The sequence below is a fragment of the Streptomyces aculeolatus genome, from assembly GCF_020400605.1.
Lineage (GTDB): Bacteria > Actinomycetota > Actinomycetes > Streptomycetales > Streptomycetaceae > Streptomyces > Streptomyces aculeolatus.
Window position 1 is genome coordinate 167315 of sequence record NZ_JAINRD010000020.1, and the last position, 21144, is coordinate 188458.

Here is a 21144-nt window from a genome sequence, read left to right on the forward strand (position 1 = left end):
TGGCGCCCGGGGTCGACTCGGTGCATGAGCTCCGACCACGGCGAGGGCGCCGACCCGCACCGCAGGAAGCCCACGCGCTCGCAGCAGCCGCAGAACGGCGCACCCGCCGGCGGCACGCAGCACCCGGAGGGGGAACCCCCGCCGGGTGACGGGCACGGGGCACAGGAGACGCACGGGGCACCGGCCGAGGGCAGCGGCACGACGCGGCCGGTGGGCGGCCCGGCGAGGTCGGAGAGGCCGGGGCCGCCACCCCCGCCGCCCGCACCCGGGCCGGCGGACGGGAGCGGCGCCCCGGCGCAGGGGAGCGGAGGGCCCGAGGGCGGCGGCCTCCCGTCGTACGGCACCGGATCCGGCTCCGGCTCCGGCCCGGCCCCGCCCACGGGCCCGGACGCCACGTCGTCGTCCGGCCCGGGCACCACGCCTCCCACCGGCCCCGATGCCACGCCCTCCGAGGGCCCCGGCACCACGCCGCCCACCGGACCTGACGCCACGTCGTGGTCGGGTCCCGGGGCCACCCCGCCCACGGGTCCGGACGCCACGTCGTCCGGTCCCGGCGGCGCTCCGCCCCCGGGCTCCGGTGCCGGACCCGACTACGGCGGCGCCCCGCCCCCCGGCGCCGGCTCCCCGTACGACCAGCCGCCCGGCGCCATGCCCCCGCCCCCGCCGTCGTACGGCACCGGCCAGCCCGGCTACGGCGGCCCCGGGGGCCACCCCGGCTCTCCCGGCCACGGCGGCGCCCCCTACGGCGCGCCCGATCCGCGGCTCGCCGGGATGCCGCCGCTCGGCGGCCTCGGCCGCCGGCTGCTGGCGCGCATCATCGACGCCCTGATCGTGTACATCCCGGTGTCGCTCTTCCTCACCCTCATCGGCCAGATCGACGACTTCGCCGACACCGACAACACCGGCTCCCAGTACGGCTGGGGCATCTTCGGCATCCTCGCCTACCTCGTGTACGAGGGCCTGATGCTCACCCGCAGCGGCCAGACCGTGGGCAAGATGCTCATGAGCATCCGCGTCGGCATGCTGGAGAACGGCGCGGTGCCCGCCGGCGGTCCCGGCTGGATCCGCGCCGCCGTCTACTCGCTGCCGGGGATCGTGCCGTGCATCGGCACCCTGTTCTGGCTCTACAACGTGCTCTCCTGCACCTGGGACAGGCCGTACCGGCAGTGCGTGCACGACAAGGCGGCCAAGACCGTCGTGGTCTCCACGGAGGGCCAGCGCTTCACGCCGTAGCGCCGCCCGGGCGCCCGCCGGGACCGGCACACCGAAGCGGCCGGCGACCAACTGGTCGCCGACCGCTTCCTGTTCGGTTGGGCCTCGGCCGTCCCCCGTGGGCACCCTCGCGGGTGCCCCCGTGCCGTCTCAGTGCGGCGCGGACTGCGCGCCGACCGGCCGCCGGTCCGCCGCGGGTGCGGCGACACCTTCCGACCGCGCCACCACGACCGGCTGGTCCGCCCGTAAGGCGGGAGCGCGGCGGGAGCGCGGTACGGGAGCGGTCAGTGCGACGAGCACCCCGAGCGCCAGGGCGGTGACGCAGATCGCCACGAGGGCGATGGCTGCGCCTGCCTGCGAGAGCAGCAGCATGGCTGCGGCCGAGGCGATGACTGTGGCCGACCCGTAGAGGATTTGGGAGAGAGTCGGACGCGGCATGGCGGCCCCCTGGTGGGCTCAGCATCGGTACGGACGGGTGAACGTGCCGAAGGGCGGCCCCGTGCGTGCAGCCGCCCCCCACTACCCAAGCCGTTGCCCAACCCGGACTGCAAGTAAGCGTGACCTTACCCACTGGGGGGGTGCACGAGGGGGCGCACGGGGTCATGGCGGGGCGAGCATCGGCGTCACCAGGGGCTCCGACCCCGTAGCCCTCTGAAGTGTCCAAGTCAAGACTGTCATTTCTCTGTTCACTCCGGTCGAATGCAGGCACACCTATTCGTGCGGCGACGCGGGAGGGACAGCTCAAACGTGAAGAGCAGGCAAAGAAAGTTGTCAAAAACTGCCGTCACCACGGCGGTTGCAGCCGCACTCGGCGCGGCTCTGCTGCCTCTGGGGCAGGCGGCCGCCGACCCCGGCGACGGTGGTGCCCAGCTTGAGCGCCGCGATCCGGCGCGGGCGCCGAAGCACCAGGAGCACGACCTCGACGGCCCGTTCAGCAAGGAGCAGGACGCGCGCGAGCAGGCGGCGCTCCAGCAGTTGCTGTCCGGCGAGAAGCAGGCGCAGCCCCGGGCGAAGAAGGACGGCGGGACCGTCGTCAAGCTCGACGACGGCAAGTACGCCGAGCTGGGCCGGGGGACGAAGACCGACAAGATCTTCACCGTGCTGGTCGAGTTCGGTGACGACGTCGACAACGAGACGATGTACGACCCGGACGGTCCCGACGGCCCCGAGCCGCCCGTCGTGAAGTACGGCGGCGACGCGGGCCCCGCGCACAACCGGATAGCCGAGCCGGACCGGGAGGTGGACAACTCCACCGACTGGAAGGCCGACTTCGACAGGCAGCACTACCAGGACCTCTACTTCTCCAAGGACGCGGACAAGCAGTCCGTGGCGAAGTACTACGAGAAGCAGTCCTCCGGCAAGTACACGGTGGACGGCGAGGTCAGCGACTGGGTCTCGGTGAAGTGGAACGAGGCCCGCTACGGCTCCAACTACTGCGGCGACTCCACCTGCGCCTCCGTCTGGGACCTGGTGCGCGACGCGACCGCCAAGTGGGCCGAGGACCAGAAGGCCGCCGGGAAGACCGACGCCGAGATCAAGGCCCAGCTCGCCGAGTACGACGCCTGGGACCGCTACGACTTCGACGGCGACGGCAACTTCGACGAGCCCGACGGCTACATCGACCACTTCCAGCTCGTGCACGCGGGCGAGGACGAGTCCGCGGGCGGCGGCGTCCAGGGCGAGGACGCCATCTGGGCGCACCGCTGGTACGCCTACGGCACCGACGCGGGCAGCACAGGACCCGGTGAGAACAAGGCCGGGGGTGCCCAGATCGGCGACACCGGCGTGTGGGTCGGCGACTACACCGTCCAGCCGGAGAACGGCGGACTCGGCGTCTTCGCCCACGAGTACGGCCACGACCTCGGCCTGCCCGACCTGTACGACACCGCGGGCGGCGAGAACTCCACCGCCTTCTGGTCCCTCATGTCCTCCGGCTCGTGGCTGGGCCGCGGCAAGGACGCCATCGGCGACCTGCCCGGCGACATGACCGCCTGGGACAAGCTGCAACTCGGCTGGCTGGACTACGACACGGCCAAGGCGGCGACGCGCTCGAAGCACACGCTCGGCCGCGCCGAGGAGCAGAAGGACGGCAAGCCGCAGGCGCTCGTCGTCGAGCTGCCGGAGAAGGCCGTCACCACCACCATCACCAAGCCCGCCGAGGGCACCAAGCAGTGGTGGAGCGGCATGGGCGACGACCTGTCCAACTCCCTGACCCGGACGGTCGACCTGACCGGCAGGTCCAGCGCCTCGCTGGGCCTCGCGGGCTGGTGGGACATCGAGGAGAACTACGACTTCCTCTACGCCGAGGTCTCCACGGACGGCGGCGCCAGCTTCACCCCGCTCGACGGCACCGCGAACGGCGCGCAGATCCCGCGCGACGGCGGCGACCGGCCGGCCCTGACCGGCGTCTCCGGCGAGTTCCGCGACCTGGAGTACTCCCTCGACGCCTACGCGGGCCAGGAGGTCCAGCTCCGCTTCCGCTACCAGACCGACGGCGGGGTGGCGCAGAAGGGCTTCGCCGCCGACGCGTTGACGATCACGGCGGACGGCGAGGAGGTCTTCGCGGACGGCGCCGAGGGCGACGACGCGGGCTGGACGGCGGACGGCTTCTCGCGCGTCGAGGAGTCCTTCACCAAGGACTACCCGCAGTACTACATCGCCGAGAACCGGCAGTACGTGTCGTACGACAAGACGCTCAAGACCGGTCCGTACAACTTCGGCTGGACGACCGACAAGCCGGACTGGGTCGAGCACTTCCCGTACCAGAACGGCCTGGCCGTGTGGCTGTGGGACACCTCGCAGCTGGACAACAACACCAGCGTGCACCCCGGCGAGGGCCTGGTGCTGCCGGTCGACGCGCACGCGAAGCCGGAGAAGTGGGCGGACGGCTCGGTGATGCGCAACCGCATCCAGGCGTACGACTCCACCTTCAGCACCCAGCGGACCGACGGCTTCACCCTGCACAAGGACGGGAAGCCGACGAAGATCACGTCGAAGAAGGGCGCCTGGGTCTTCGACGACCGCAAGGGGACGTACTGGTACGAAGGGAACCCGGGCGGGAGCGTGCAGGTGCCCGACACCAACACGAGGATCTCCATCGTCCAGGAGCCCAGTCATGGCCGGACCATGACAATCCAGGTAGCGCCTTCCGGGCGGTGATTTTGTAAAACAGCAGGTCAAAGGCGTATCGGCCGCTGCCCCTGGCGGGGCGGCGGCCGATCGCGTAAAGATGGCGTGAGCAGTTCGACCGAGGGACGACCACGCGAGGAGCGCCATGGGCGGAGGAGGATTCACCAAGCTGCCGGACGGCAGCATGGTCGTCGCCGTCTCCCTGCCGGCCCCCGTGGAGGGCCGGCGGATACGCGTCCTCGTCCACGCCGCGAACCGCGCCAGGGCGCTGACGCGGCTGCGCAACCTCGGGCTGCGCTCGGTCTACCTCCGCGGCAACGCGCACCCGCCCACCCCCGACGAGGTGACCGCGGTGCTGTGCCATCCGGACGGCCTGGTCTGGCGCGGCTCACTCGACGACGACACGGAGTCCTGGCACCCGATAGCGGCACTGTTCCGTCTGGCGACGTAGCCGGCCGCCCGGCGTCCGCGGAGGGCCGGAGGGGCCCAGGGGCGCCGCCTGAGGGCCCCGCGGGCTCAGGGCCGCCTCGATGGACCCTGCTGACGTGTCCCCCTCGACGGCCCCGTGCCGGGGCGTCCGGCGCCCGCAGGCGGCCTGCGGACGCCCGGACGGGCGCCGGGGCCGCCCCCGCGGCACGGGGCCGCGGCGGCCGGAAGGCAGCCCCTGCGGGCACCGGCCCCCGCAGGCGGTCGCAGACGGCTCCGCAGCCGGCGCCCGCGGCGGGCCGGGTCAGCCGATGACCGGTTTGCCCGTCAGTTCCACGCCCGCCTCCGCCAGCTCTCCCAGCGCCCGCTGCGTGGTGTCCTCCGCCACCGCCGCCGTCAGGTCCAGCAGCACCTGCGTGCGGAAGCCCTCGGCCGCCGCGTCCAGGGCCGTCGCCTTCACGCAGTGGTCGGTGGCGATGCCCACCACGTCGACGTCCGTCACCTCCCGCGCGCGCAGCCAGTCCGCCAGCGGCACGCCGTTCTCGTCCGCCCCCTGGAAGCCGCTGTACGCCGCCGCGTACGCGCCCTTGTCGAAGACCGCCGAGATCGCCCCGGAGGCGACGGTCGGGGCGAAGTTCGGGTGGAAGCCGACGCCCTCCGTGCCGGCCACGCAGTGCCGCGGCCAGGAGTGCACGAAGTCCGGGTGCGCCGCGAAGTGGTCGCCCGGCTCGATGTGGTGGTCGCGGGTGGCGACGACGTGCTGGTAGCCGGCGGTGGACCGGCCGATCAGGTCGGTGATCGCGGCGGCCACGTCCGCGCCGCCGGTCACCCCCATGCTGCCGCCCTCGCAGAAGTCGTTCTGCACGTCAACGACGATCAGTGCACGATGCATGGTGGGCTGCCCTTCGTGAGTCGGCGTCGGCAGGACGGAGCGCTGGGGAACGAAGCGCCGCGCGTCCCGGTTCTCTGCCCGGTCGGCCGGGCGTCATACGTACTCCGTCGGCAGGACAGGCTCGCCCCTGGAGAGCTGGGTGGCGGACAGCGGCAGCCCGTCCCTGGCCTCGACGTGCCGGGCCCTGGCGTCGTCCATCGGCTCCCGGCCCACGACCTTCCCGCCGCGCACCAGGGGCACCAGCAGCTCCCGCCCGGCCAGCTCCGCCGGCACCTCCCCGGTGCCGACGACCTCGGCCTCCGCGACCCCGTACGCGTCCAGCCGGCGGGCCGCCCACTTCCGGCCGCCGATCGACGTCTTCCCGCCCGTCGAGCGCTTCGCCACCGGCACCAGCGGCGCGTCCGGGGCGTCGGAGGCGGCGCGGGCCACGAGCTTGTAGACCATCGAGCACGTCGGGTGCCCGCTGCCGGTGACCAGCCGGGTGCCCACCCCGTACGCGTCCACGGGGGCGGCGGCGAGCGAGGCGATGGCGTACTCGTCGAGGTCGCTGGTGACGATGATCCGGGTCCGCTCCGCGCCCAGCTCGTCGAGCTGCTGGCGCACCCGGTGCGCGACCAGCAGCAGGTCGCCGGAGTCGATGCGCACGGCGCCCAGCTCCGGACCCGCGACCTCCACGGCGGTACGGACCGCGGCGGCCACGTCGTACGTGTCGACCAGCAGCGTCGTCCCCACGCCCATGGACTCCACCTGCGCGGTGAACGCCTCCCGCTCGCTGTCGTGCAGCAGCGTGAAGGCGTGCGCGGCGGTGCCGACGGTGGGGATGGCGTAGCGGAAGCCGGCGGCCAGGTCGGAGGTGGAGGCGAAGCCGCCGACGTACGCGGCCCGGGAGGCGGCCACCGCGGCCAGCTCGTGGGTGCGCCGGGCGCCCATCTCGATCAGCGGCCGGCCGACCGCGGCGACTGCCATCCGGGAGGCGGCGGCGGCGATCGCGGAGTCGTGGTTGAGGATCGACAGCACCACCGTCTCCAGCAGCACGCACTCGGCGAAGCCGCCCTCGACGCGCAGCACGGGGGAGCCGGGGAAGTACACCTCGCCCTCGGGGTAGCCCCAGATGTCGCCGCTGAACCGGAAGTCCGCGAGCCAGTCCAGGGTCGGGGCGTCGACCACGTCGTGCTCGCGCAGGAAGCTCAGCACCTCGGGCTCGAAGCGGAAGCTCTCCAGCGCGTCCAGGACGCGGCCGGTGCCGGCCACGACGCCGTAGCGGCGGCCCTCGGGCAGCCGGCGGGTGAAGGTCTCGAAGACCGACCGGCGGTGCGCGGTGCCGGCGTGCAACGCGGCCTGGACCATGGTCAACTCGTAGTGATCGGTGAAGAGGGCCGTCGAGGGGACGGTGACCGGCAGCTTCAGTTCCGACATGCACCTGATCCTACGCCCATACTCGTCACACTGACGATTTCCGGTGTCCGAATGGCTGCGGCACCGCCTCGGGTGGCAGCATGGGGACCGTCAGGGCTGCGGTCGCAGCCGGAGCTAACGAGGAGTTGCCGCCAACCGTGAGCGTCGCACCCACGGAGATCGAGCGCCCGGAGACCGTCGAGTCCCAGTCACCCGCGGCGGTGCCTGAACCGGACGTCCCCTGGGTGACGATCGTCCACAACGACCCGGTGAACCTCATGAGCTACGTGACGTACGTCTTCCAGGCGTACTTCGGATATCCCAGGGAGAAGGCACGCAAGCTCATGATGGACGTACACACCAAGGGGAGGGCCATCGTCTCCAGCGGCTCCCGCGAGGAGATGGAGCGGGACGTGCAGGCGATGCACGGCTACGGCCTGTGGGCCACCCTCCAGCAGGACCGCTGATGGCGGGGCACTTCGAAGCGGTCCCGGGCGGCGGCGCGGCCGTCGCGCTGGACGAGCTGGAGATCTCCATCCTGCGCACGCTGACCGTGCAGTTGCTGGAGCTGATCGGCCCCGGCGACGGCCCCGCGGACGCGCCGCCGCCCGCCGACCCGCTGGACGCGCTCTTCGCCGAGGGCCCCAGCAAGCCGCCGTCCGACCCGGCCCTCGCGCGGCTCTTCCCGGACGCCTACGGCGAGCCGGACAAGGGCCCGGACGACGAGGAGCGGGCCCGCTCGGCCGAGTTCCGCCGCTACACCGAGCCGGAACTGCGGGAGGCCAAGCGGGAGAACGCCCTGGCCGTCGTCCGCGGGCTCGACCTGCTGACCGTGGAGGGCGAGGGCGGCGCGGTCCTCAAGCTCGGTCCCGAGGAGTCGCGGCAGTGGCTCGCGACGCTGAACGACCTGCGGCTGGCCATAGGCGCGCGGCTCGACATCCGGGACGACGACGACGGCGAGGTGCTGTTCCGGCTGCCCGACGAGGACGAGCGCAAGCCGATGGTGATGGCGTACCTGTGGCTGGGCGGGCTGCAGGAGACCCTCATCGAGACGCTGATGCCGTAGGCCGGCGGCCGTTCTGAGCCGGGCCCGTTCGGGTGAATGTACACATAATCACCCTTTTCCGGTGGTAAAGCTGCAGTCGGGGGACTGCACGGGAAAGGGCACCACTCCACATGACCACTGCGAAGGTCCCGGAGGACGGCCGCGGGGCTCCGCCCTCCGACGAGGGCTACGAGCGCGGGCTCGGCAGCCGCCAGATCCAGATGATCGCCATCGGCGGCGCCATCGGGGTGGGCCTCTTCCTGGGCGCCGGCAAGATCATCGAGAAGGCCGGGCCCAGCCTCATCTTCCTGTACGCGATCGCCGGCGTCGTCATCTTCTTCATCATGCGCGCGCTGGGCGAACTCCTGCTCTACCGCCCGGTCTCGGGCAGCTTCGCCGAGTACGCGCGCGAGTTCCTCGGCCCCTACTTCGGGTACGTCACGGGCTGGACGTACTGGCTGATGTGGGCCGTCACCGGCATGACCGAGCTGACCGCCGCCGCCATCTACATCAACTACTGGTGGCCCGCCGTCCCGCAGTGGGTCAGCGCCCTCGGCTTCCTCGTGCTCCTCTTCGGCGTCAACCTGATCTCGGTGAAGATCTTCGGTGAGCTGGAGTTCTGGTTCTCGATGGTCAAGGTCACCGCGATCATCGGCATGATCGTCATCGGCGTCGGCGTGCTGACCCTCGGCTTCTCCGACGCCGCCGCCACCGCCTCCACCACGAACCTCTGGAGCCACGGCGGCTTCTTCCCCAACGGCATCGGCGACAGCCTGATGACCCTCCAGGGCGTGATGTTCGCCTACCTCGCGGTCGAACTCGTCGGCGTCACCGCGGGCGAGAGCACCAACCCCGAGAAGACCCTGCCCAAGGCCATCAACACGCTGCCCTGGCGGATCGTGATCTTCTACGTCGGCTCGCTGATCGTCATCCTGTCGGTCGTCCGGTGGACCGAGTTCAGCGACGGCATCAGCCCGTTCGTCGCCGCCTTCGGCAAGATCGGCATCCCGCTCGCGGCCGGCATCGTCAACTTCGTCGTGCTCACCGCGGCCCTGTCGTCGTGCAACTCCGGCATGTACTCCACCGGCCGCATGCTGCGCGCCCTGGCCGCCAACTCCGAGGCGCCCAGGATCTTCGGCAGGCTCAGCCACCGCCGGGTGCCGGCCGCGGGCATCGCCCTGTCCGTCGTGGTCATGTCGGTGGGCGTGGTGCTCAACTACCTCGTGCCGGAGAAGGCGTTCGGCTACGTCATGTCCGTGGCCACCGCCGCCGGCATCTGGACCTGGGCGATGATCCTCCTCAGCCACATCCGCTACCGCCGCGCGGTCGTCGCGGGACGGCTGCCCGCCTCGTCGTTCCCGGCGCCCGGCGGGGTGGTGTGCAGCTGGCTGGCGCTGGCGTTCCTCGCCTTCGTCACCGTGCTCACCGCCCTGGACGCCGACGCCCGCGTCTCGCTGTACGTGGGCGCCGGCTGGGCGGTGCTGCTCTCGGGCGGCTGGGCGCTGAGCCGGCGGCGGGCCGCGGCCCGCGAGGCGGCACCGGAGTTCGCCGCGGGGGCGCAGTAGGCCCGTCCGCGCCGCCGCACCGGCCGCGGGCCCGGCGCCGTACGCGCCCGGGGCCCCGAGGCCCGGGGGCTATGCCCAGAGCTGGCCGTGCAGCGCCGCGACGGCCTCTTCCGTGGTCGCGGCCGTGTAGATGCCCGTCGACAGGTACTTCCAGCCGCCGTCCGCGACGAGGAACGCGATGTCGGCGCTCTCCCCGGCCCGTACCGCCTTGCGGCCCACGCCGATCGCGGCGTGCAGCGAGGCCCCGGTGGAGACGCCCGCGAAGATGCCCTCCTCGCGCAGGAGTTCGCGGGTGCGGGTCACGGCGTCCTCGGAGCCGACGGAGTAGCGGGTGGTGAGCACCGACTCGTCGTACAGCTCGGGGACGAAGCCCTCGTCGAGGTTGCGCAGCCCGTAGACGAGGTCGTCGTAGCGCGGCTCGGCGGCCACGATCTGCACGTCCGGGCGCTGCTCGCGCAGGAAGCGGCCGGCGCCCATGAGGGTGCCCGTGGTGCCGAGGCCGGCGACGAAGTGGGTGATCGACGGCAGGTCCGCGAGGATCTCGGGGCCGGTGGTGGCGTAGTGCGCGCCGGCGTTGTCGGGGTTGCCGTACTGGTAGAGCATCACCCAGTCCGGGTGCTCGGCGGCCAGTTCCTTGGCCACGCGCACCGCGGTGTTGGAGCCGCCGGCCGCGGGCGAGGAGATGATCTCCGCGCCCCACATGGCGAGGAGCTGGCGGCGCTCGTCGCTGGTGTTCTCCGGCATCACGCAGACCATGCGGTAGCCCTTGAGCCTCGCCGCCATGGCCAGCGAGATGCCGGTGTTGCCGGAGGTGGGCTCCAGGATCGTGGCGCCCGGGGTGAGCCGGCCGTCCTTCTCCGCCTGCTCGACCATGAACAGCGCCGGGCGGTCCTTCACGGAGCCGGTGGGGTTGCGGTCCTCGAGCTTCGCCCAGATCCGCACGCCCGGGGCGGGGGAGAGGCGGGGCAGGTGGACGAGGGGCGTGTTGCCGACGGCCGCGAGGGGGCTGTCGTAGCGCATCAGACGGAGCCGCCGGCGACGGCGGGCAGGATCGTCACGCTGTCGCCGTCGGCGAGCTTGGTGGCGATGCCGTCGAGGAAGCGGACGTCCTCGTCGTTGAGGTAGACGTTGACGAAGCGGCGCAGGTCGTCGCCTTCGACCAGGCGCGCGCGGATCCCGGTGTGCCGGGACTCCAGGTCCTCGATCAGCTCGGCCAGCGTGGTGCCGTCGCCCTGCACGGCCTTCTCGCCGTCGGTGTAGCTGCGGAGGATGGTCGGGATGCGGACCTCGATGGCCATTTCGGGGCTCCTGTGGGATACGGGGAGTCGGGCTGCGGGCGCTAGCGGGCGCGGATCGGCCGCGCCGCGGGCGGGGACGTACGCGGCCGGGCCGCCGGACGCCGGAGCGGGCCGGCGTCAGACGCGGCCGGCCGCGCGTGGCGGCGCGGACGGACACGCGGCACTGGCGAGACGGCAGAGGTCGACGTGCAGACGGGCGACGAGGAGCACCTGCCGGCCCGGGGGTTTCCGGGTCACGTCGTGGTCAACCATGACCTCATCGTATCGATTCCCCGTCCGCGTGCCGGATCGCCGTCCCATGATGCGGATCGCGGGCTCAGCGCGCGGGGGCGCCGTCGTACGAGGGGACCACGGTGACGTCCTCCTCGGTGATCACACCGTCCACGATGCGGAACGAGCGGAAGGAGACGGGCCCTTCGGCGTTGCCGGACTCGGCGGTGGAGACCAGGACGTAGTGGGCGCCGGGTTCGTTGGCGTAGGAGACGTCGGTGCGGGAGGGGTACGCCTCGGTGGCGGTGTGCGAGTGGTAGATCACCACCGGCTCCTCGTCGCGGTCGTCCATCTCCCGGTAGAGCCGGAGCAGGTCCTGCGAGTCGAACTCGTAGAACGTGGGGGAGCGGGCGGCGTTGAGCATGGGGATGAAGCGCTGCGGGCGGCCGTCGGCGGGCGCCGGGGCCGGTCCCGCGACGACGCCGCACGCCTCGTCGGGGTGGTCCTTGCGGGCGTGCGCGACGATCTGCTCGTACAGCTCCTCCGTGATGGTCAGCATGGCCGCAAGGATGGCACGGCCGCGGAGCCCGCACCTTGTACGTTCCGAACACTGAGACGAATCCGCTCGGATGCCGGGCGGGTTGCCGGGGCGGTCACGGGGCGGTCAGGTGTCGGACAGGTGCCGGACCCGGTCCCACACCGCCGTGTCCACGGGGCCGGCCTTGCGGCGGAGGTCCCGTACGGCGACCTCGGCCAACTCGCCGGTCTCCAGATACGCCGGGCGGTCCGTCCCGGCGCCGGCGGATCCGGGCGGCAGCGGGACCGCGCCGGGCCCGCCGCCGTCCTCGCGGACGGTGATCCAGGCCACCGTCGCCGACTCGGCCGCGGTCTTCAGCACCAGGCACACCCGGTCCCCGCCGGCCCCCGCGCCCGCCCTCCCGGACGGCGCCACGGCCCACCACACCTCGCCGGGCTCCGGCCGCCGGTGCGCACGCCGCACCCGCCCGAAGCTGTCGGCCAGCCCGGCGATCACGGCCAGCACCACCACGGCCACGACGGCCGGCCACCACGAGGCGTCCATGCGCCCGATCGTAGGCCCTTGCAGACAAATGGCGCCGTCCGCCCGCAGGTCGCGACACCGGCGGGATGTGTCAGACAGGGCCTGGCGCCCGCCGCCCGCCTGTGACACCGCCCTGGTGGGCACGCGGGCCGCGGCCCGTCGCCATACTGGTGATTCCGCCCACAACCGGGATGGCCGGGGGACCGCTGCGGCCCGTCCCGGCTTACCCTCGGCAGAGCCGGCGGGGCATCGTCGCCCCGTCCCGACCGTGCCGGAGGTCCCTCCCCGATGAAGCTCACCGTCGTCGGTTGCTCGGGCTCGTTCCCGTCCGCGGAATCCGCGTGTTCGAGCTACCTGGTCGAGGCGGAGGGGTTCGCGCTCCTGCTCGACATGGGCAACGGCGCGCTGGGAGCACTGCAGCAGCACTGCGGACTGTACGACCTCGACGCCATCCTGCTGAGCCACCTGCACGCGGACCACTGCATCGACATGTGCGCCTACTTCGTCGCGCGCTACTACCGCCACGACGGCGGCCCCGCCGAGGTCCTGCCCGTCTACGGCCCCAAGGGCACGGAGCAGCGGCTGACCACGGCGTACGCGGACACCCCCTCGGAGACGTCGATGAGCGAGGTCTTCGACTTCCGGGCGCTGGAGCGCGGCGCGTTCGAGATCGGCCCCTTCACGGTGCACGCGGACCGGGTGAGCCACCCCGTCGAGGCGTACGCCTTCCGCATCGAGCACGGCGGCCGCAGCCTCGTCTACTCCGGCGACACCGGCCCCTGCGGGGCGCTGACCGAGCTGAGCGCGGACGCCGATCTGCTGCTGTGCGAGGCGGCGTTCACGCACGGCCGCGAGGAGATCCCGGACCTGCACCTCAACGGCCGCGAGGCGGGCGAGGCCGCCGCGGCGGCGGGAGTGGGCCGCCTGGTGCTGACCCACATCCCGCCGTGGACGGACCCGCAGGTGAACCTGCGGGACGCGAAGGGCGTGTACGGGGGACCGGTCGAACTGGCGCGCGCGGGCGCGGTGTACGAGGTCTGAGGCGCCGCCCCACGCCTTGTACGGGGACATGCTCCGAGCGCACGCCGCCGCGGGCGGAGACGGGCCGCGGGGATCCGGGCGGGGACGACGGGTCGGCCTTCATGTGGGGCGGATAGGGTCGGGGCATGGCTACCTCTGAGACCTCCGCCGGCTTCGGCCGTGTCGACGGACGTACCCCCGCCGAACTGCGCCCGGTGGCGCTGGAACGCGGCTGGAGCATGCACGCCGAGGGGTCCGTGCTGGTGTCCTTCGGCGACACCCGCGTGCTGTGCACCGCCTCCTTCACCGAGGGGGTGCCGCGCTGGCGCAAGGGCAGCGGCGAGGGGTGGGTCACCGCGGAGTACTCGATGCTGCCGCGCTCCACGAACACCCGGGGCGACCGGGAGTCCGTCCGCGGCAAGATCGGCGGGCGGACGCACGAGATCTCCCGGCTCATCGGCCGGTCGCTGCGCGCCGTCATCGACTTCAAGGCGCTCGGCGAGAACACCGTCGTCCTGGACTGCGACGTCCTCCAGGCCGACGGCGGCACCCGTACCGCGGCCATCACCGGGGCGTACGTCGCCCTCGCCGACGCCGTCGCGTGGGGCCGCCGGAACAAGCTGATCAAGTCCAAGGCGACACCGCTGACCGGCACCGTGGCCGCCGTCAGCGTCGGCATCGTCGGCTCCGTGCCGCTGCTCGACCTCTGCTACGAGGAGGACGTGCGGGCGGAGACCGACATGAACGTCGTCTGCACCGGCGACGGACGCTTCGTCGAGGTGCAGGGCACCGCCGAGGGCGAGCCGTTCGCCCGCGCCGAACTCGACGCGCTGCTCGACCTCGCGGTCGGCGGCTGCGCGCAGCTCGACGGGCTGCAGCGCAAGGCACTGGAGGGAGACCAGTGATGGGGAAGAGGCTCTGGACCCGCGCGGGCGTCGCGCTCGCGGCGGGGGCCGCCGCGGTGACGCTCACCGGGGCGTGTGACGCGGTGAACAAGGCCATAGACTGCGGCCAGCTCGCCACCAGCATCGCCGCCGACGTCGACCAGTTGCAGCAGGCCGTCTCCGGCGCGGACGAGAGTCCGCAGGCCGCCGCCGACGCGCTCAACGAGATCGACAAGAACCTCGACGAACTCGGCGACAAGACCGACGACGCCGACGTCGGCGCCGCCGTCGACGACCTCCAGCGGGCCGTCGACAACGCCCAGCAGGCCGCCGACCGCGGCGAGGTGCCCGACTTCCAGCCGGTCGGCGACGCCGCCGGCGAGCTGACGAACGTCTGCACCCCGTGACCGCGCACCGTCTCGTCCTCGCCACCCGCAACCAGGGCAAGGTCACCGAGCTGCACGCCATCCTCGGCGAGGCGGGCGTCGACGCCGGACTCCTCGGCGCCGCCGACTTCCCCGACGTCCCGGACGTGCCCGAGACCGGCGTCACCTTCGCCGAGAACGCCCTGCTCAAGGCACACGCCCTGGCCCGGGCCACCGGGCTGCCCGCGGTCGCCGACGACTCCGGCCTCTGCGTCGACGTACTCGGCGGGGCGCCCGGGATCTTCTCCGCCCGCTGGGCCGGCCGCCACGGCGACGACGCCGCCAACCTGGCCCTCCTCCTAGCCCAGCTCTCCGACGTCGGCCCCGAGCACCGCGCGGCGCACTTCGCCTGCGCCGCGGCGCTCGCGCTGCCCGACGGCACGGAGCGCGTCGCCGAGGGACGGCTGGAGGGCACGCTGCGGTACGAGCCGGCGGGCACCGGCGGCTTCGGGTACGACCCGGTCCTCCAGCCGCTCGGCGAGGACCGCACGTGCGCGGAGCTGACCCCCGGGGAGAAGAACGCCATCAGCCACCGCGGCAAGGCGTTCCGCGCGCTGGCCCCGGCGGTTCGGGAGCTGCTCAAGGGGTGACCGCCGGGTACGGGCCGCCGCGCGCCCCGTACACACGCCACGTACACGCGCCGCGGGCGCCGCCGGATCCCTCCGGCGGCGCCCGCGGCGTGTTCAGGGCCTAGGCGTCCTTGAACTCCTGGCGCTGCCGGCCGAGGCCGTCGACCTCCAGCTCCACCACGTCACCGGCCCGCAGGTACGGCTTGGGCTCCGCCATCCCCAGCGCGACGCCCGCCGGCGTGCCGGTGTTGATCACGTCGCCCGGGTACAGCGTCATGAACTGGCTCAGGTAGCGCACCACATGCGCCACCGGGAAGATCTGGTCTGCCGTCGTGCCGTCCTGCCGCTTCTCGCCGTTCACCCACAGCCGCAGCCCCAGGGCCTGCGGGTCCGGCACCTCGTCGGCCGTCACCAGCCACGGGCCCAGCGGGTTGAACGTCTCGCAGTTCTTGCCCTTGTCCCACTGGCCGCCCCGCTCGATCTGGAACTCGCGCTCGGAGACGTCGTGGGCGACGGCATAGCCGGCGACGGCGGCCAGCGCCTCCGCGTCGGATTCCAGGTAGCGGGCCGTGCGGCCGATGACCACCGCCAGCTCCACCTCCCAGTCCGTCTTCTCGCTGCGCCGCGGCACGAGCACCGTGTCGTCGGGACCGACCACCGTGTCCGGGGCCTTCATGAAGAGGATCGGCTCCGCCGGGATGTCCGCGCCGGTCTCGGCCGCGTGGTCGTGGTAGTTCAGCCCGATGCACACGATCTTGCCGATCCGGGCCACCGGCGGCCCCGTGCGCAGGCCCTCGGAGTCCAGCGCCGGCAGCCCGCCGGTCGCGGCGGCGTCCCGTACGCGGGCGAGCGCCGCGTCGTCGGACAGCAGCGCTCCGTCCACGTCGGACACGACTCCGGACAGGTCCCGCAGGGTCCCTCCGTCGTCCAGCAGGGCCGGGCGCTCGCTCCCCGGCGGTCCGACACGCAGCAGCTTCATGTGATGACTCCCCTCTCCACGTCCGATCGATCATCCGTTGCCCGCTGTTTAGTCCGCAAGACCCTGTTCAGCCCGTGGACCCGAGTGGCGGTGGAGGAGAGTGCGTTCCGCGGCGGTCCAGGCGGTCGTGGTCGCCAGGTAGAGGCCCGCGGCGAGCGGCACGATCGCGGCCGTGACCAGGGTGCCGAAGGAGAGCAGGGGCAGCCAGCGGGTCAGCCCCGCGGCGGGGTGCGGGGGCTCGGGCGGGGGCGCGGCCTTCGCCTTCCTCCCCTTCTTCGTGTGCGTGGCGTTCCGCGCGTTCTTCGCCGCCTCCGCCTGCCGCAGGGCCTCCGCCTCCGCCTTGCGCTCGGCGAGCATCCGGCGGCTGCTCCAGAACGTGTACGCCGCCACCCCCGCGATCACCGCGAAGAGGCCCGCGTAGACCATCCCGTGCGCCCCGAACACCCCGCCGTCCGCGAGCGCGTCGGACCAGCGCCCGCCCAGCGGGGCGCCGAGCAGGGTGTGGGTGAGCAGGGCGTGGTCGTGGCCGGTGAAGAGCCGGTACATCACCATGAACACCGGGATCTGCAGCACCATCGGCCCGCAGCCCGCCAGCGGCGAGGCGCCGGCGTCCGCGTACGTCTCGGTGAGCGCGCGGCGCAGCCGCTCGGGGTCGCTCCGGTGCTTGCGCTGGATCTCCGCCACCTGCGGCGCGAGGTCCCGCCGCACCCGCTCGCCGCGGGCGGCGGCCCGCGCGAGGGGGTGCAGGGCGAGGCGTACGCACAGGGTGAAGACGATGATCGCGACGGCGGTGGCGGAGGCGCCGAAGAGGGGGTCGAGGGTGTCGGCGAGGGTGGACAGGAGGGAGGAGAGCGCGCCGAATACGGACATGGAGGGGCTCCACAGGGCTCGTCGTGCCGGATGAGGGGCGGCGTGACGGCCGTGGGGGCGGCGGAGGGGTACGTGCGCGGGCGCCGCGCGCTCGCGCGCGACGCGGGGCTTCCCGGGACCGGCGCCTACACGGCCGTCGGCAGACGACGGCCGGGTGCCCGGGGCCGCGGGCGGCCCGCGGCGTCGGGGTCCCGCTGGGGCAGGAAGGCGGTGCGCAGGGCGCGTTCGCGCAGGGCGGTGCGGATGCCGGCGGCGGACGCGGGCGGTGCGGCGGCGGCGCAGAGCGCGAGCCCCGCGAGCAGCGTCAGGGCGGCGGACGCGGCGGAGGCCGCGGCGCCGGCGAGGCCGGTGGCGACGCCCGTCTCGTCGAGCACGACGTCGGCGGCGAGGAGGAGCAGGGCGACGGCGACCGCGCGCCAGCGCGTGGCGGCACCGAGGATGCGGAGCATCGGCCCGTCCTCCCTTCGGCTCGCCGTCCCGTACGCGGTGTACGCGGGCGTCTGCGCGCATACTAACGCGGGGCCGGCGCAGCCGGCTCCGGGCGGGGGACCGCACGTTCCGGGAGCGCGGGACCGTCGCAGACGGGGGTTTGCGGACGGCTTCTCAGCCCGCGATCGCCCGGTACACCGTGTAGATGACCAGTCCCGCGAGCGAGCCCACCACCGTGCCGTTGATCCGGATGAACTGCAGGTCCCGGCCGATGTTCGCCTCGATCTTGCGCGACGTCTGGTCCGCGTCCCAGCCCGCGACGGTGTCCGAGATCAGCGACGTGATCTGGTGCTGGTACGTCGTCACCACGTGCGTCGCGACGTCCTCCGCCCAGCCGTCGACCTTCGCCTGGAGCCGTTCGTCCGCCGCCATCCGCTGCCCGAACGACAGCAGCGCCGCCCGCGCCCGCAGCCGCAGTTCGCTGCGCTCGTCGTCCGCGGCGCCGACGATCATGCCGCGCAGCGACGTCCACGCCGAGGCGATGAAGTCCTGCACCTCGTCGCGGTCCAGGATCTCGCCCTTGAGCCGCTCGACGCGCGCCCGGGTCGCGGTGTCGCCCTGGAGGTCGGCGGCGAAGTCGGAGAGGAACCGGTCGAGCGCGCCGCGTGCCGGGTGCTCCGGCGACTCGCGCATCTCGCCGATGAACCGCAGCAGTTCCTTGTAGACCCGCTCGCCGACCCGGCGGTCGACGAACTTCGGGGTCCAGCCGGGCGCCCCGCCCGTGACGGCGCCGACGACCGAGGGCCCGTTGAGGATCAGCCAGGACTCGGCGCGTTCGCAGACCAGGTCGACGACGCGGCGGTGGGCGTCGTCCGCGACGATCCTCTCCAGCAGCTTGCCGAGCCCGGGGCCCACCTCCAGGGCGGCGGCGCGGCGGTTGATGGCCTCGCCGACGACGGCCTGGACGTCGTGGTCCCGCAGGACGGCGAGCGCGCCGCGCAGCACGGTCGACGCCTCGGCGGTGACGCGGTCGGCGTTGTCGGGCTCGGCGAGCCAGCCGCCGACGCGGCCGCCGAGGCCGAGCGCGTGCAGCCGGGCGCGTACGACGTCGGCGGAGAGGAAGTTCTCGCCGACGAAGTCGCCGAGGCTCTGGCCGAGCTGGTCCTTCTTGGTGGGGATGATCGCGGTGTGCGGGATGGGCAGCCCGAGGGGCCGCTTGAACAGGGCCGTGACCGCGAACCAGTCGGCCAGCGCGCCGACCATGCCCGCCTCCGCCGCCGCGGCGACGTAGCCCGACCAGGCGCCGGCGCCGTTGTGCTGCGCCCAGCGGGCGAGGGTGAAGACCACGGCGGCCAGCAGCAGCAGGCCGGTGGCGAGGGTCTTCATCCGGCGCACGCCGCGCCGCTTCTCCGCGTCGGCGTCCGTATAGGCAAAGCCACCCGGTCCGACCCGTGCCGGCAGATCCATCGCGCTCCGTCCGCTCACGCCGTTCCCCGGAGGCCATTCTCCCCGGGCTCGGCACCATCTTTCACTTCCGGAACGGATCGCGGGTTCCCGGCGTCCCGGGCGGGGTGCGCGTCGGGCGGGTGCGGGAGGGTGGCGGCCTTCGTAACTTTACCTTCCGGATGGTAAAGTTACCTTCCATGCGACCCAGCTCCCGCACCCAGATCCTCGAAGCCGCCGTCCGCGTGGTCGAACGGGCGGGGATCACCGCCCTCACCCTCGACGCCGCCGCGGCCGAGGCCGGGCTGACCAAGCCCGGGCTGATGTACCACTTCCCCAACCGCGACGCGCTCCTGGTGGCCATCCAGCGGCACCTGACCGAGACCCTGGACGGGCACCTCCGCGCCGAGCTGGGCAAGCCGTTCGAGGAGGCCACCGCCCGCGAGCGGGCCGCGGCCTACGTGCGGTGCTGCGGCCAGGGCGGCGGGACGGCGGACTTCGTCTTCATGGTCGCCTCGGCGACCCGGCCGGAGCTGGCCCGGATCTGGGACGAGTTCGCGGACCGCTGGGCGCCCGAGCCCCCCGGCCCCGACCCGGACCCCGAGGCGGTCGACCTGTTCCTGGCCCGGGTCGCGGCGGACGGGCTGTGGCTGTTCCACGCCACGGCGCAGTCCACGCTCGCCCCCGGGGTCGCGGAGGCCGTGCAGCGGCGGCTCGCCGCGCTCACCGCCCCGGAGTCCTGAGGCCGTCCCGTACGCACCCGGCGTACCGGCACACGTCCTCACGCGTACACGCAGAAAGCAAGGTGCCCCATGTTCCAGGCGCGACGCTGGTGGGTGCTCGCGACCGTCTCCGCGGGACTGCTGCTCATCTCGCTCGACGTGACGATCCTCTACACCGCGCTGCCCACCCTCACCGCCGACCTCGACGCCGACGCCTCCTCGAAGCTGTGGATCATCAACGCCTATCCGCTGGTGATGGCCGGGCTGCTGCTGGGCGCCGGCACCCTGGGCGACCGCGTGGGCCACAAGCGGATGTTCCTCATCGGGCTCGTCCTGTTCGGCGCGGCCTCCACGGCGGCGGCGTTCGCGCCCTCGGCGGCGGTGCTGATCGGCGCCCGCGCATTCCTCGCGGTCGGCGCGGCGGCGATGATGCCCGCCACGCTGGCGCTGGTCCGGCTCACCTTCGACGACGAGCGCGAGCGCGGCATCGCGATCGGCATCTGGGGCACGGTCGCCGTCGTCGGCGCGGCCCTCGGGCCGGTCGCGGGCGGGCTGCTGCTCAACCACTTCTGGTGGGGCTCGGTCTTCCTCGTCAACGTCCCCGTCGTCCTCGCGGCGCTCGTCGCGACCGCGGTGCTGGCCCCCGGCGGCTCCGGCAGCAAGGAGCGGCCGTGGGACCCGGTGGCCTCGGTGCAGGTCATGGCGGGGCTCGTGGGCCTCGTGTACGCGATCAAGGAGGGCGCCCGGCCGGAGCCCGACCCGCTGCACATCGTGCCGGCGCTGCTCGTCTCGGCCGCCGGGTTCACCGTCTTCGTACGCCGCCAGCGCACCCGGACGTACCCGCTGATCGACTTCGCGCTCTTCCGCAACCGGCAACTGCTCGCCGGCGTACTCGGCGCCGGGCTCGCGATGTTCGCCACCGCCGGCGTCGAGCTGATCCTCGCCCAGCGGCTCCAACTCGTGCTCGGCCTCAGCCCGCTGCACGCCGGGCTGCTGGTCGCCAGCTCGGCCATCGGCGCGATCCCGGCCGGGATCGTCGTCGGCGGCCTCGTCTACCGCGTACCCGCACGGCACCTCATCGGCGGCGGCCTGCTTGTCGGCGCCCTCGGCGTCGCGCTGACCCTGCTGCTCACGCCGGGCGTCGGCCCGCCGGCCGCGGGGCGCACGGCGGCCTGGATCGTCCCCGCCGTCGTCCTGACCGGCCTCGGGCTCGGGGCGGTCATGACCGCGGCCTCCGCCGCGATCATCGGCGGCGCGCCGCCGCACCGGGCCGGCATGGCGTCGTCGGTCGAGGAGGTCTCGTTCGAGCTGGGCAGCCTCACCGGCGTCGCCGTCCTCGGCAGCGTCCTGACCGCCGTCTACACCGCCACCGTCGACCTGCCCGCCGGCGCCCCCGGGACGGCCTCCGACGGCATCGACGAGGCCCGCGCCGTCGCCGGCGAACTCCCGCCGGACACCTCGCGGTCGCTGCTCCAGAGCGCCGCGTCGGCCTTCGACAACGGCTACGCGATCACGCTGGCGGTCACCGTCGCCGTGCTGGCCGCCGGCGGCATCGCCGCCCGCCGCCTCGC

24 protein-coding genes are annotated in these 21144 nt (G+C 73.4%); 12 read left to right on the forward strand and 12 right to left on the reverse strand.

The features are described 5' to 3' along the window. Positions 1-24: 24 nt before the first annotated feature. The gene (locus LG396_RS28270; RefSeq protein ID WP_225796930.1) at positions 25-1233 is read left to right on the forward strand and encodes an RDD family protein; all 1209 of its coding nucleotides are present in this window, start codon (positions 25-27) and stop codon (positions 1231-1233) included. A 129-nt stretch (positions 1234-1362) separates the two neighbouring features. Here LG396_RS28270 and LG396_RS28275 read toward each other — a convergent pair whose 3' ends face one another. After that, a complete protein-coding gene (locus tag LG396_RS28275) occupies positions 1363-1650 on the reverse strand; it encodes a hypothetical protein (protein ID WP_026277039.1) in 288 nt (95 codons plus the stop codon). A 537-nt stretch (positions 1651-2187) separates the two neighbouring features. On the opposite strand from LG396_RS28275, the gene LG396_RS28280 reads away from it, so the two are divergent. Together LG396_RS28280 and LG396_RS28285 are read left to right on the forward strand one after the other, a co-directional pair. Next, entirely contained in the window at positions 2188-4371 is a 2184-nt protein-coding gene (locus LG396_RS28280; protein WP_225796944.1) for an immune inhibitor A domain-containing protein, read from the forward strand. 115 nt (positions 4372-4486) lie between these two features. Further along, positions 4487-4792 carry a hypothetical protein gene (locus LG396_RS28285; protein ID WP_018834040.1) on the forward strand — a complete coding sequence of 102 codons (306 nt, stop codon included), beginning with the start codon at positions 4487-4489 and terminating at the stop codon, positions 4790-4792. Between the two features lie 279 nt (positions 4793-5071). On the opposite strand, the gene LG396_RS28290 is transcribed toward LG396_RS28285, so the two are convergent. Next, the gene (locus tag LG396_RS28290) at positions 5072-5659 is read right to left on the reverse strand and encodes an isochorismatase family protein (protein WP_018834041.1); all 588 of its coding nucleotides are present in this window, start codon (positions 5657-5659) and stop codon (positions 5072-5074) included. 93 nt (positions 5660-5752) lie between these two features. Continuing rightward, positions 5753-7075 carry a nicotinate phosphoribosyltransferase gene (locus tag LG396_RS28295; protein WP_037752957.1) on the reverse strand — a complete coding sequence of 441 codons (1323 nt, stop codon included), beginning with the start codon at positions 7073-7075 and terminating at the stop codon, positions 5753-5755. 137 nt (positions 7076-7212) lie between these two features. Between LG396_RS28295 and clpS the strand changes: the two genes are divergently transcribed. The 3 genes from clpS (at position 7213) to LG396_RS28310 (ending at position 9664) form a co-directional block, all read left to right on the forward strand. Beyond that, positions 7213-7521, forward strand: coding sequence for an ATP-dependent Clp protease adapter ClpS (gene clpS, locus LG396_RS28300; protein ID WP_018834043.1), 309 nt, complete (start codon positions 7213-7215; stop codon positions 7519-7521). Beyond that, positions 7521-8120, forward strand: a complete 600-nt coding sequence (locus tag LG396_RS28305) for a DUF2017 domain-containing protein (protein WP_018834044.1) — start codon at positions 7521-7523, stop codon at positions 8118-8120. The genes clpS and LG396_RS28305 overlap by 1 nt, the downstream gene beginning before the upstream one ends. Before the next feature lie 110 nt (positions 8121-8230). Beyond that, positions 8231-9664 carry an amino acid permease gene (locus LG396_RS28310; protein WP_225796931.1) on the forward strand — a complete coding sequence of 478 codons (1434 nt, stop codon included), beginning with the start codon at positions 8231-8233 and terminating at the stop codon, positions 9662-9664. Between the two features lie 69 nt (positions 9665-9733). On the opposite strand, the gene LG396_RS28315 is transcribed toward LG396_RS28310, so the two are convergent. The 5 genes from LG396_RS28315 to LG396_RS28335 form a co-directional block, all read right to left on the reverse strand. Then, positions 9734-10684, reverse strand: a complete 951-nt coding sequence (locus tag LG396_RS28315; protein ID WP_018834046.1) for a PLP-dependent cysteine synthase family protein — start codon at positions 10682-10684, stop codon at positions 9734-9736. Then, positions 10684-10962 (reverse strand): MoaD/ThiS family protein, encoded by a 279-nt coding sequence (locus LG396_RS28320; RefSeq protein ID WP_018834047.1) that lies wholly within the window; start codon positions 10960-10962, stop codon positions 10684-10686. Before LG396_RS28320 ends, LG396_RS28315 begins: the two co-directional genes overlap by 1 nt. Positions 10963-11079: 117 nt before the next feature. Further along, positions 11080-11214, reverse strand: a complete 135-nt coding sequence (locus LG396_RS28325; protein ID WP_372483578.1) for a putative leader peptide — start codon at positions 11212-11214, stop codon at positions 11080-11082. A 64-nt stretch (positions 11215-11278) separates the two neighbouring features. Continuing rightward, the gene (locus tag LG396_RS28330) at positions 11279-11731 is read right to left on the reverse strand and encodes a M67 family metallopeptidase (RefSeq protein WP_018851326.1); all 453 of its coding nucleotides are present in this window, start codon (positions 11729-11731) and stop codon (positions 11279-11281) included. A gap of 105 nt (positions 11732-11836) precedes the next feature. Then, positions 11837-12253: a type II toxin-antitoxin system PemK/MazF family toxin gene (locus LG396_RS28335; protein ID WP_100303049.1), complete on the reverse strand. Its 417-nt coding sequence runs from the start codon at positions 12251-12253 to the stop codon at positions 11837-11839. Positions 12254-12520: 267 nt separating this feature from the next. Between LG396_RS28335 and LG396_RS28340 the strand changes: the two genes are divergently transcribed. From LG396_RS28340 to rdgB, 4 genes are all read left to right on the forward strand, one after another. Then, a complete protein-coding gene (locus tag LG396_RS28340) occupies positions 12521-13273 on the forward strand; it encodes an MBL fold metallo-hydrolase (protein ID WP_027741729.1) in 753 nt (250 codons plus the stop codon). Positions 13274-13398: 125 nt separating this feature from the next. Then, positions 13399-14157 (forward strand): ribonuclease PH, encoded by a 759-nt coding sequence (gene rph / locus LG396_RS28345; RefSeq protein ID WP_018834051.1) that lies wholly within the window; start codon positions 13399-13401, stop codon positions 14155-14157. Then, the gene (locus LG396_RS28350; RefSeq protein ID WP_018851324.1) at positions 14157-14543 is read left to right on the forward strand and encodes a hypothetical protein; all 387 of its coding nucleotides are present in this window, start codon (positions 14157-14159) and stop codon (positions 14541-14543) included. Before rph ends, LG396_RS28350 begins: the two co-directional genes overlap by 1 nt. Continuing rightward, the gene (gene rdgB, locus LG396_RS28355; protein ID WP_225796932.1) at positions 14540-15151 is read left to right on the forward strand and encodes an RdgB/HAM1 family non-canonical purine NTP pyrophosphatase; all 612 of its coding nucleotides are present in this window, start codon (positions 14540-14542) and stop codon (positions 15149-15151) included. The genes LG396_RS28350 and rdgB overlap by 4 nt, the downstream gene beginning before the upstream one ends. Before the next feature lie 100 nt (positions 15152-15251). Here rdgB and LG396_RS28360 read toward each other — a convergent pair whose 3' ends face one another. From LG396_RS28360 to LG396_RS28375, 4 genes are all read right to left on the reverse strand, one after another. Further along, positions 15252-16109 carry a fumarylacetoacetate hydrolase family protein gene (locus LG396_RS28360; RefSeq protein WP_225796933.1) on the reverse strand — a complete coding sequence of 286 codons (858 nt, stop codon included), beginning with the start codon at positions 16107-16109 and terminating at the stop codon, positions 15252-15254. 48 nt (positions 16110-16157) lie between these two features. Further along, positions 16158-16979, reverse strand: a complete 822-nt coding sequence (locus tag LG396_RS28365) for a YidC/Oxa1 family membrane protein insertase (RefSeq protein ID WP_225796934.1) — start codon at positions 16977-16979, stop codon at positions 16158-16160. A gap of 125 nt (positions 16980-17104) precedes the next feature. After that, positions 17105-17428, reverse strand: coding sequence for a DUF6412 domain-containing protein (locus LG396_RS28370; protein ID WP_026275994.1), 324 nt, complete (start codon positions 17426-17428; stop codon positions 17105-17107). 154 nt (positions 17429-17582) lie between these two features. Then, on the reverse strand, positions 17583-18875 hold the full coding sequence (locus tag LG396_RS28375) for a DUF445 domain-containing protein (protein WP_225796935.1): 1293 nt from the start codon (positions 18873-18875) through the stop codon (positions 17583-17585). 176 nt (positions 18876-19051) lie between these two features. Here LG396_RS28375 and LG396_RS28380 point away from each other — a divergent pair, with 176 nt between their 5' ends. Together LG396_RS28380 and LG396_RS28385 are read left to right on the forward strand one after the other, a co-directional pair. Further along, positions 19052-19594, forward strand: coding sequence for a TetR/AcrR family transcriptional regulator (locus LG396_RS28380; RefSeq protein ID WP_225796936.1), 543 nt, complete (start codon positions 19052-19054; stop codon positions 19592-19594). Positions 19595-19663: 69 nt separating this feature from the next. Next, on the forward strand, positions 19664-21144 hold a 1481-nt coding region (locus tag LG396_RS28385; RefSeq protein ID WP_225796937.1), incomplete at its 3' end, for an MFS transporter.

Bases quoted from the DNA above. Each gene is read 5' to 3' on its own strand.
- LG396_RS28270 (WP_225796930.1), top strand. From the start codon at position 25: ATGAGCTCCGACCACGGCGAGGGCGCCGACCCGCACCGCAGGAAGCCC.
- LG396_RS28275 (WP_026277039.1), bottom strand. From the start codon at position 1,650: ATGCCGCGTCCGACTCTCTCCCAAATCCTCTACGGGTCGGCCACAGTC.
- LG396_RS28285 (WP_018834040.1), top strand. From the start codon at position 4,487: ATGGGCGGAGGAGGATTCACCAAGCTGCCGGACGGCAGCATGGTCGTC.
- LG396_RS28290 (WP_018834041.1), bottom strand. From the start codon at position 5,659: ATGCATCGTGCACTGATCGTCGTTGACGTGCAGAACGACTTCTGCGAG.
- LG396_RS28295 (WP_037752957.1), bottom strand. From the start codon at position 7,075: ATGTCGGAACTGAAGCTGCCGGTCACCGTCCCCTCGACGGCCCTCTTC.
- LG396_RS28305 (WP_018834044.1), top strand. From the start codon at position 7,521: ATGGCGGGGCACTTCGAAGCGGTCCCGGGCGGCGGCGCGGCCGTCGCG.
- LG396_RS28310 (WP_225796931.1), top strand. From the start codon at position 8,231: ATGACCACTGCGAAGGTCCCGGAGGACGGCCGCGGGGCTCCGCCCTCC.
- LG396_RS28315 (WP_018834046.1), bottom strand. From the start codon at position 10,684: ATGCGCTACGACAGCCCCCTCGCGGCCGTCGGCAACACGCCCCTCGTC.
- LG396_RS28320 (WP_018834047.1), bottom strand. From the start codon at position 10,962: ATGGCCATCGAGGTCCGCATCCCGACCATCCTCCGCAGCTACACCGAC.
- LG396_RS28325 (WP_372483578.1), bottom strand. From the start codon at position 11,214: ATGGTTGACCACGACGTGACCCGGAAACCCCCGGGCCGGCAGGTGCTC.
- LG396_RS28330 (WP_018851326.1), bottom strand. From the start codon at position 11,731: ATGCTGACCATCACGGAGGAGCTGTACGAGCAGATCGTCGCGCACGCC.
- LG396_RS28335 (WP_100303049.1), bottom strand. From the start codon at position 12,253: ATGGACGCCTCGTGGTGGCCGGCCGTCGTGGCCGTGGTGGTGCTGGCC.
- LG396_RS28340 (WP_027741729.1), top strand. From the start codon at position 12,521: ATGAAGCTCACCGTCGTCGGTTGCTCGGGCTCGTTCCCGTCCGCGGAA.
- rph (WP_018834051.1), top strand. From the start codon at position 13,399: ATGGCTACCTCTGAGACCTCCGCCGGCTTCGGCCGTGTCGACGGACGT.
- LG396_RS28350 (WP_018851324.1), top strand. From the start codon at position 14,157: ATGGGGAAGAGGCTCTGGACCCGCGCGGGCGTCGCGCTCGCGGCGGGG.
- LG396_RS28360 (WP_225796933.1), bottom strand. From the start codon at position 16,109: ATGAAGCTGCTGCGTGTCGGACCGCCGGGGAGCGAGCGCCCGGCCCTG.
- LG396_RS28365 (WP_225796934.1), bottom strand. From the start codon at position 16,979: ATGTCCGTATTCGGCGCGCTCTCCTCCCTCCTGTCCACCCTCGCCGAC.
- LG396_RS28370 (WP_026275994.1), bottom strand. From the start codon at position 17,428: ATGCTCCGCATCCTCGGTGCCGCCACGCGCTGGCGCGCGGTCGCCGTC.
- LG396_RS28375 (WP_225796935.1), bottom strand. From the start codon at position 18,875: ATGGATCTGCCGGCACGGGTCGGACCGGGTGGCTTTGCCTATACGGAC.
- LG396_RS28380 (WP_225796936.1), top strand. From the start codon at position 19,052: ATGCGACCCAGCTCCCGCACCCAGATCCTCGAAGCCGCCGTCCGCGTG.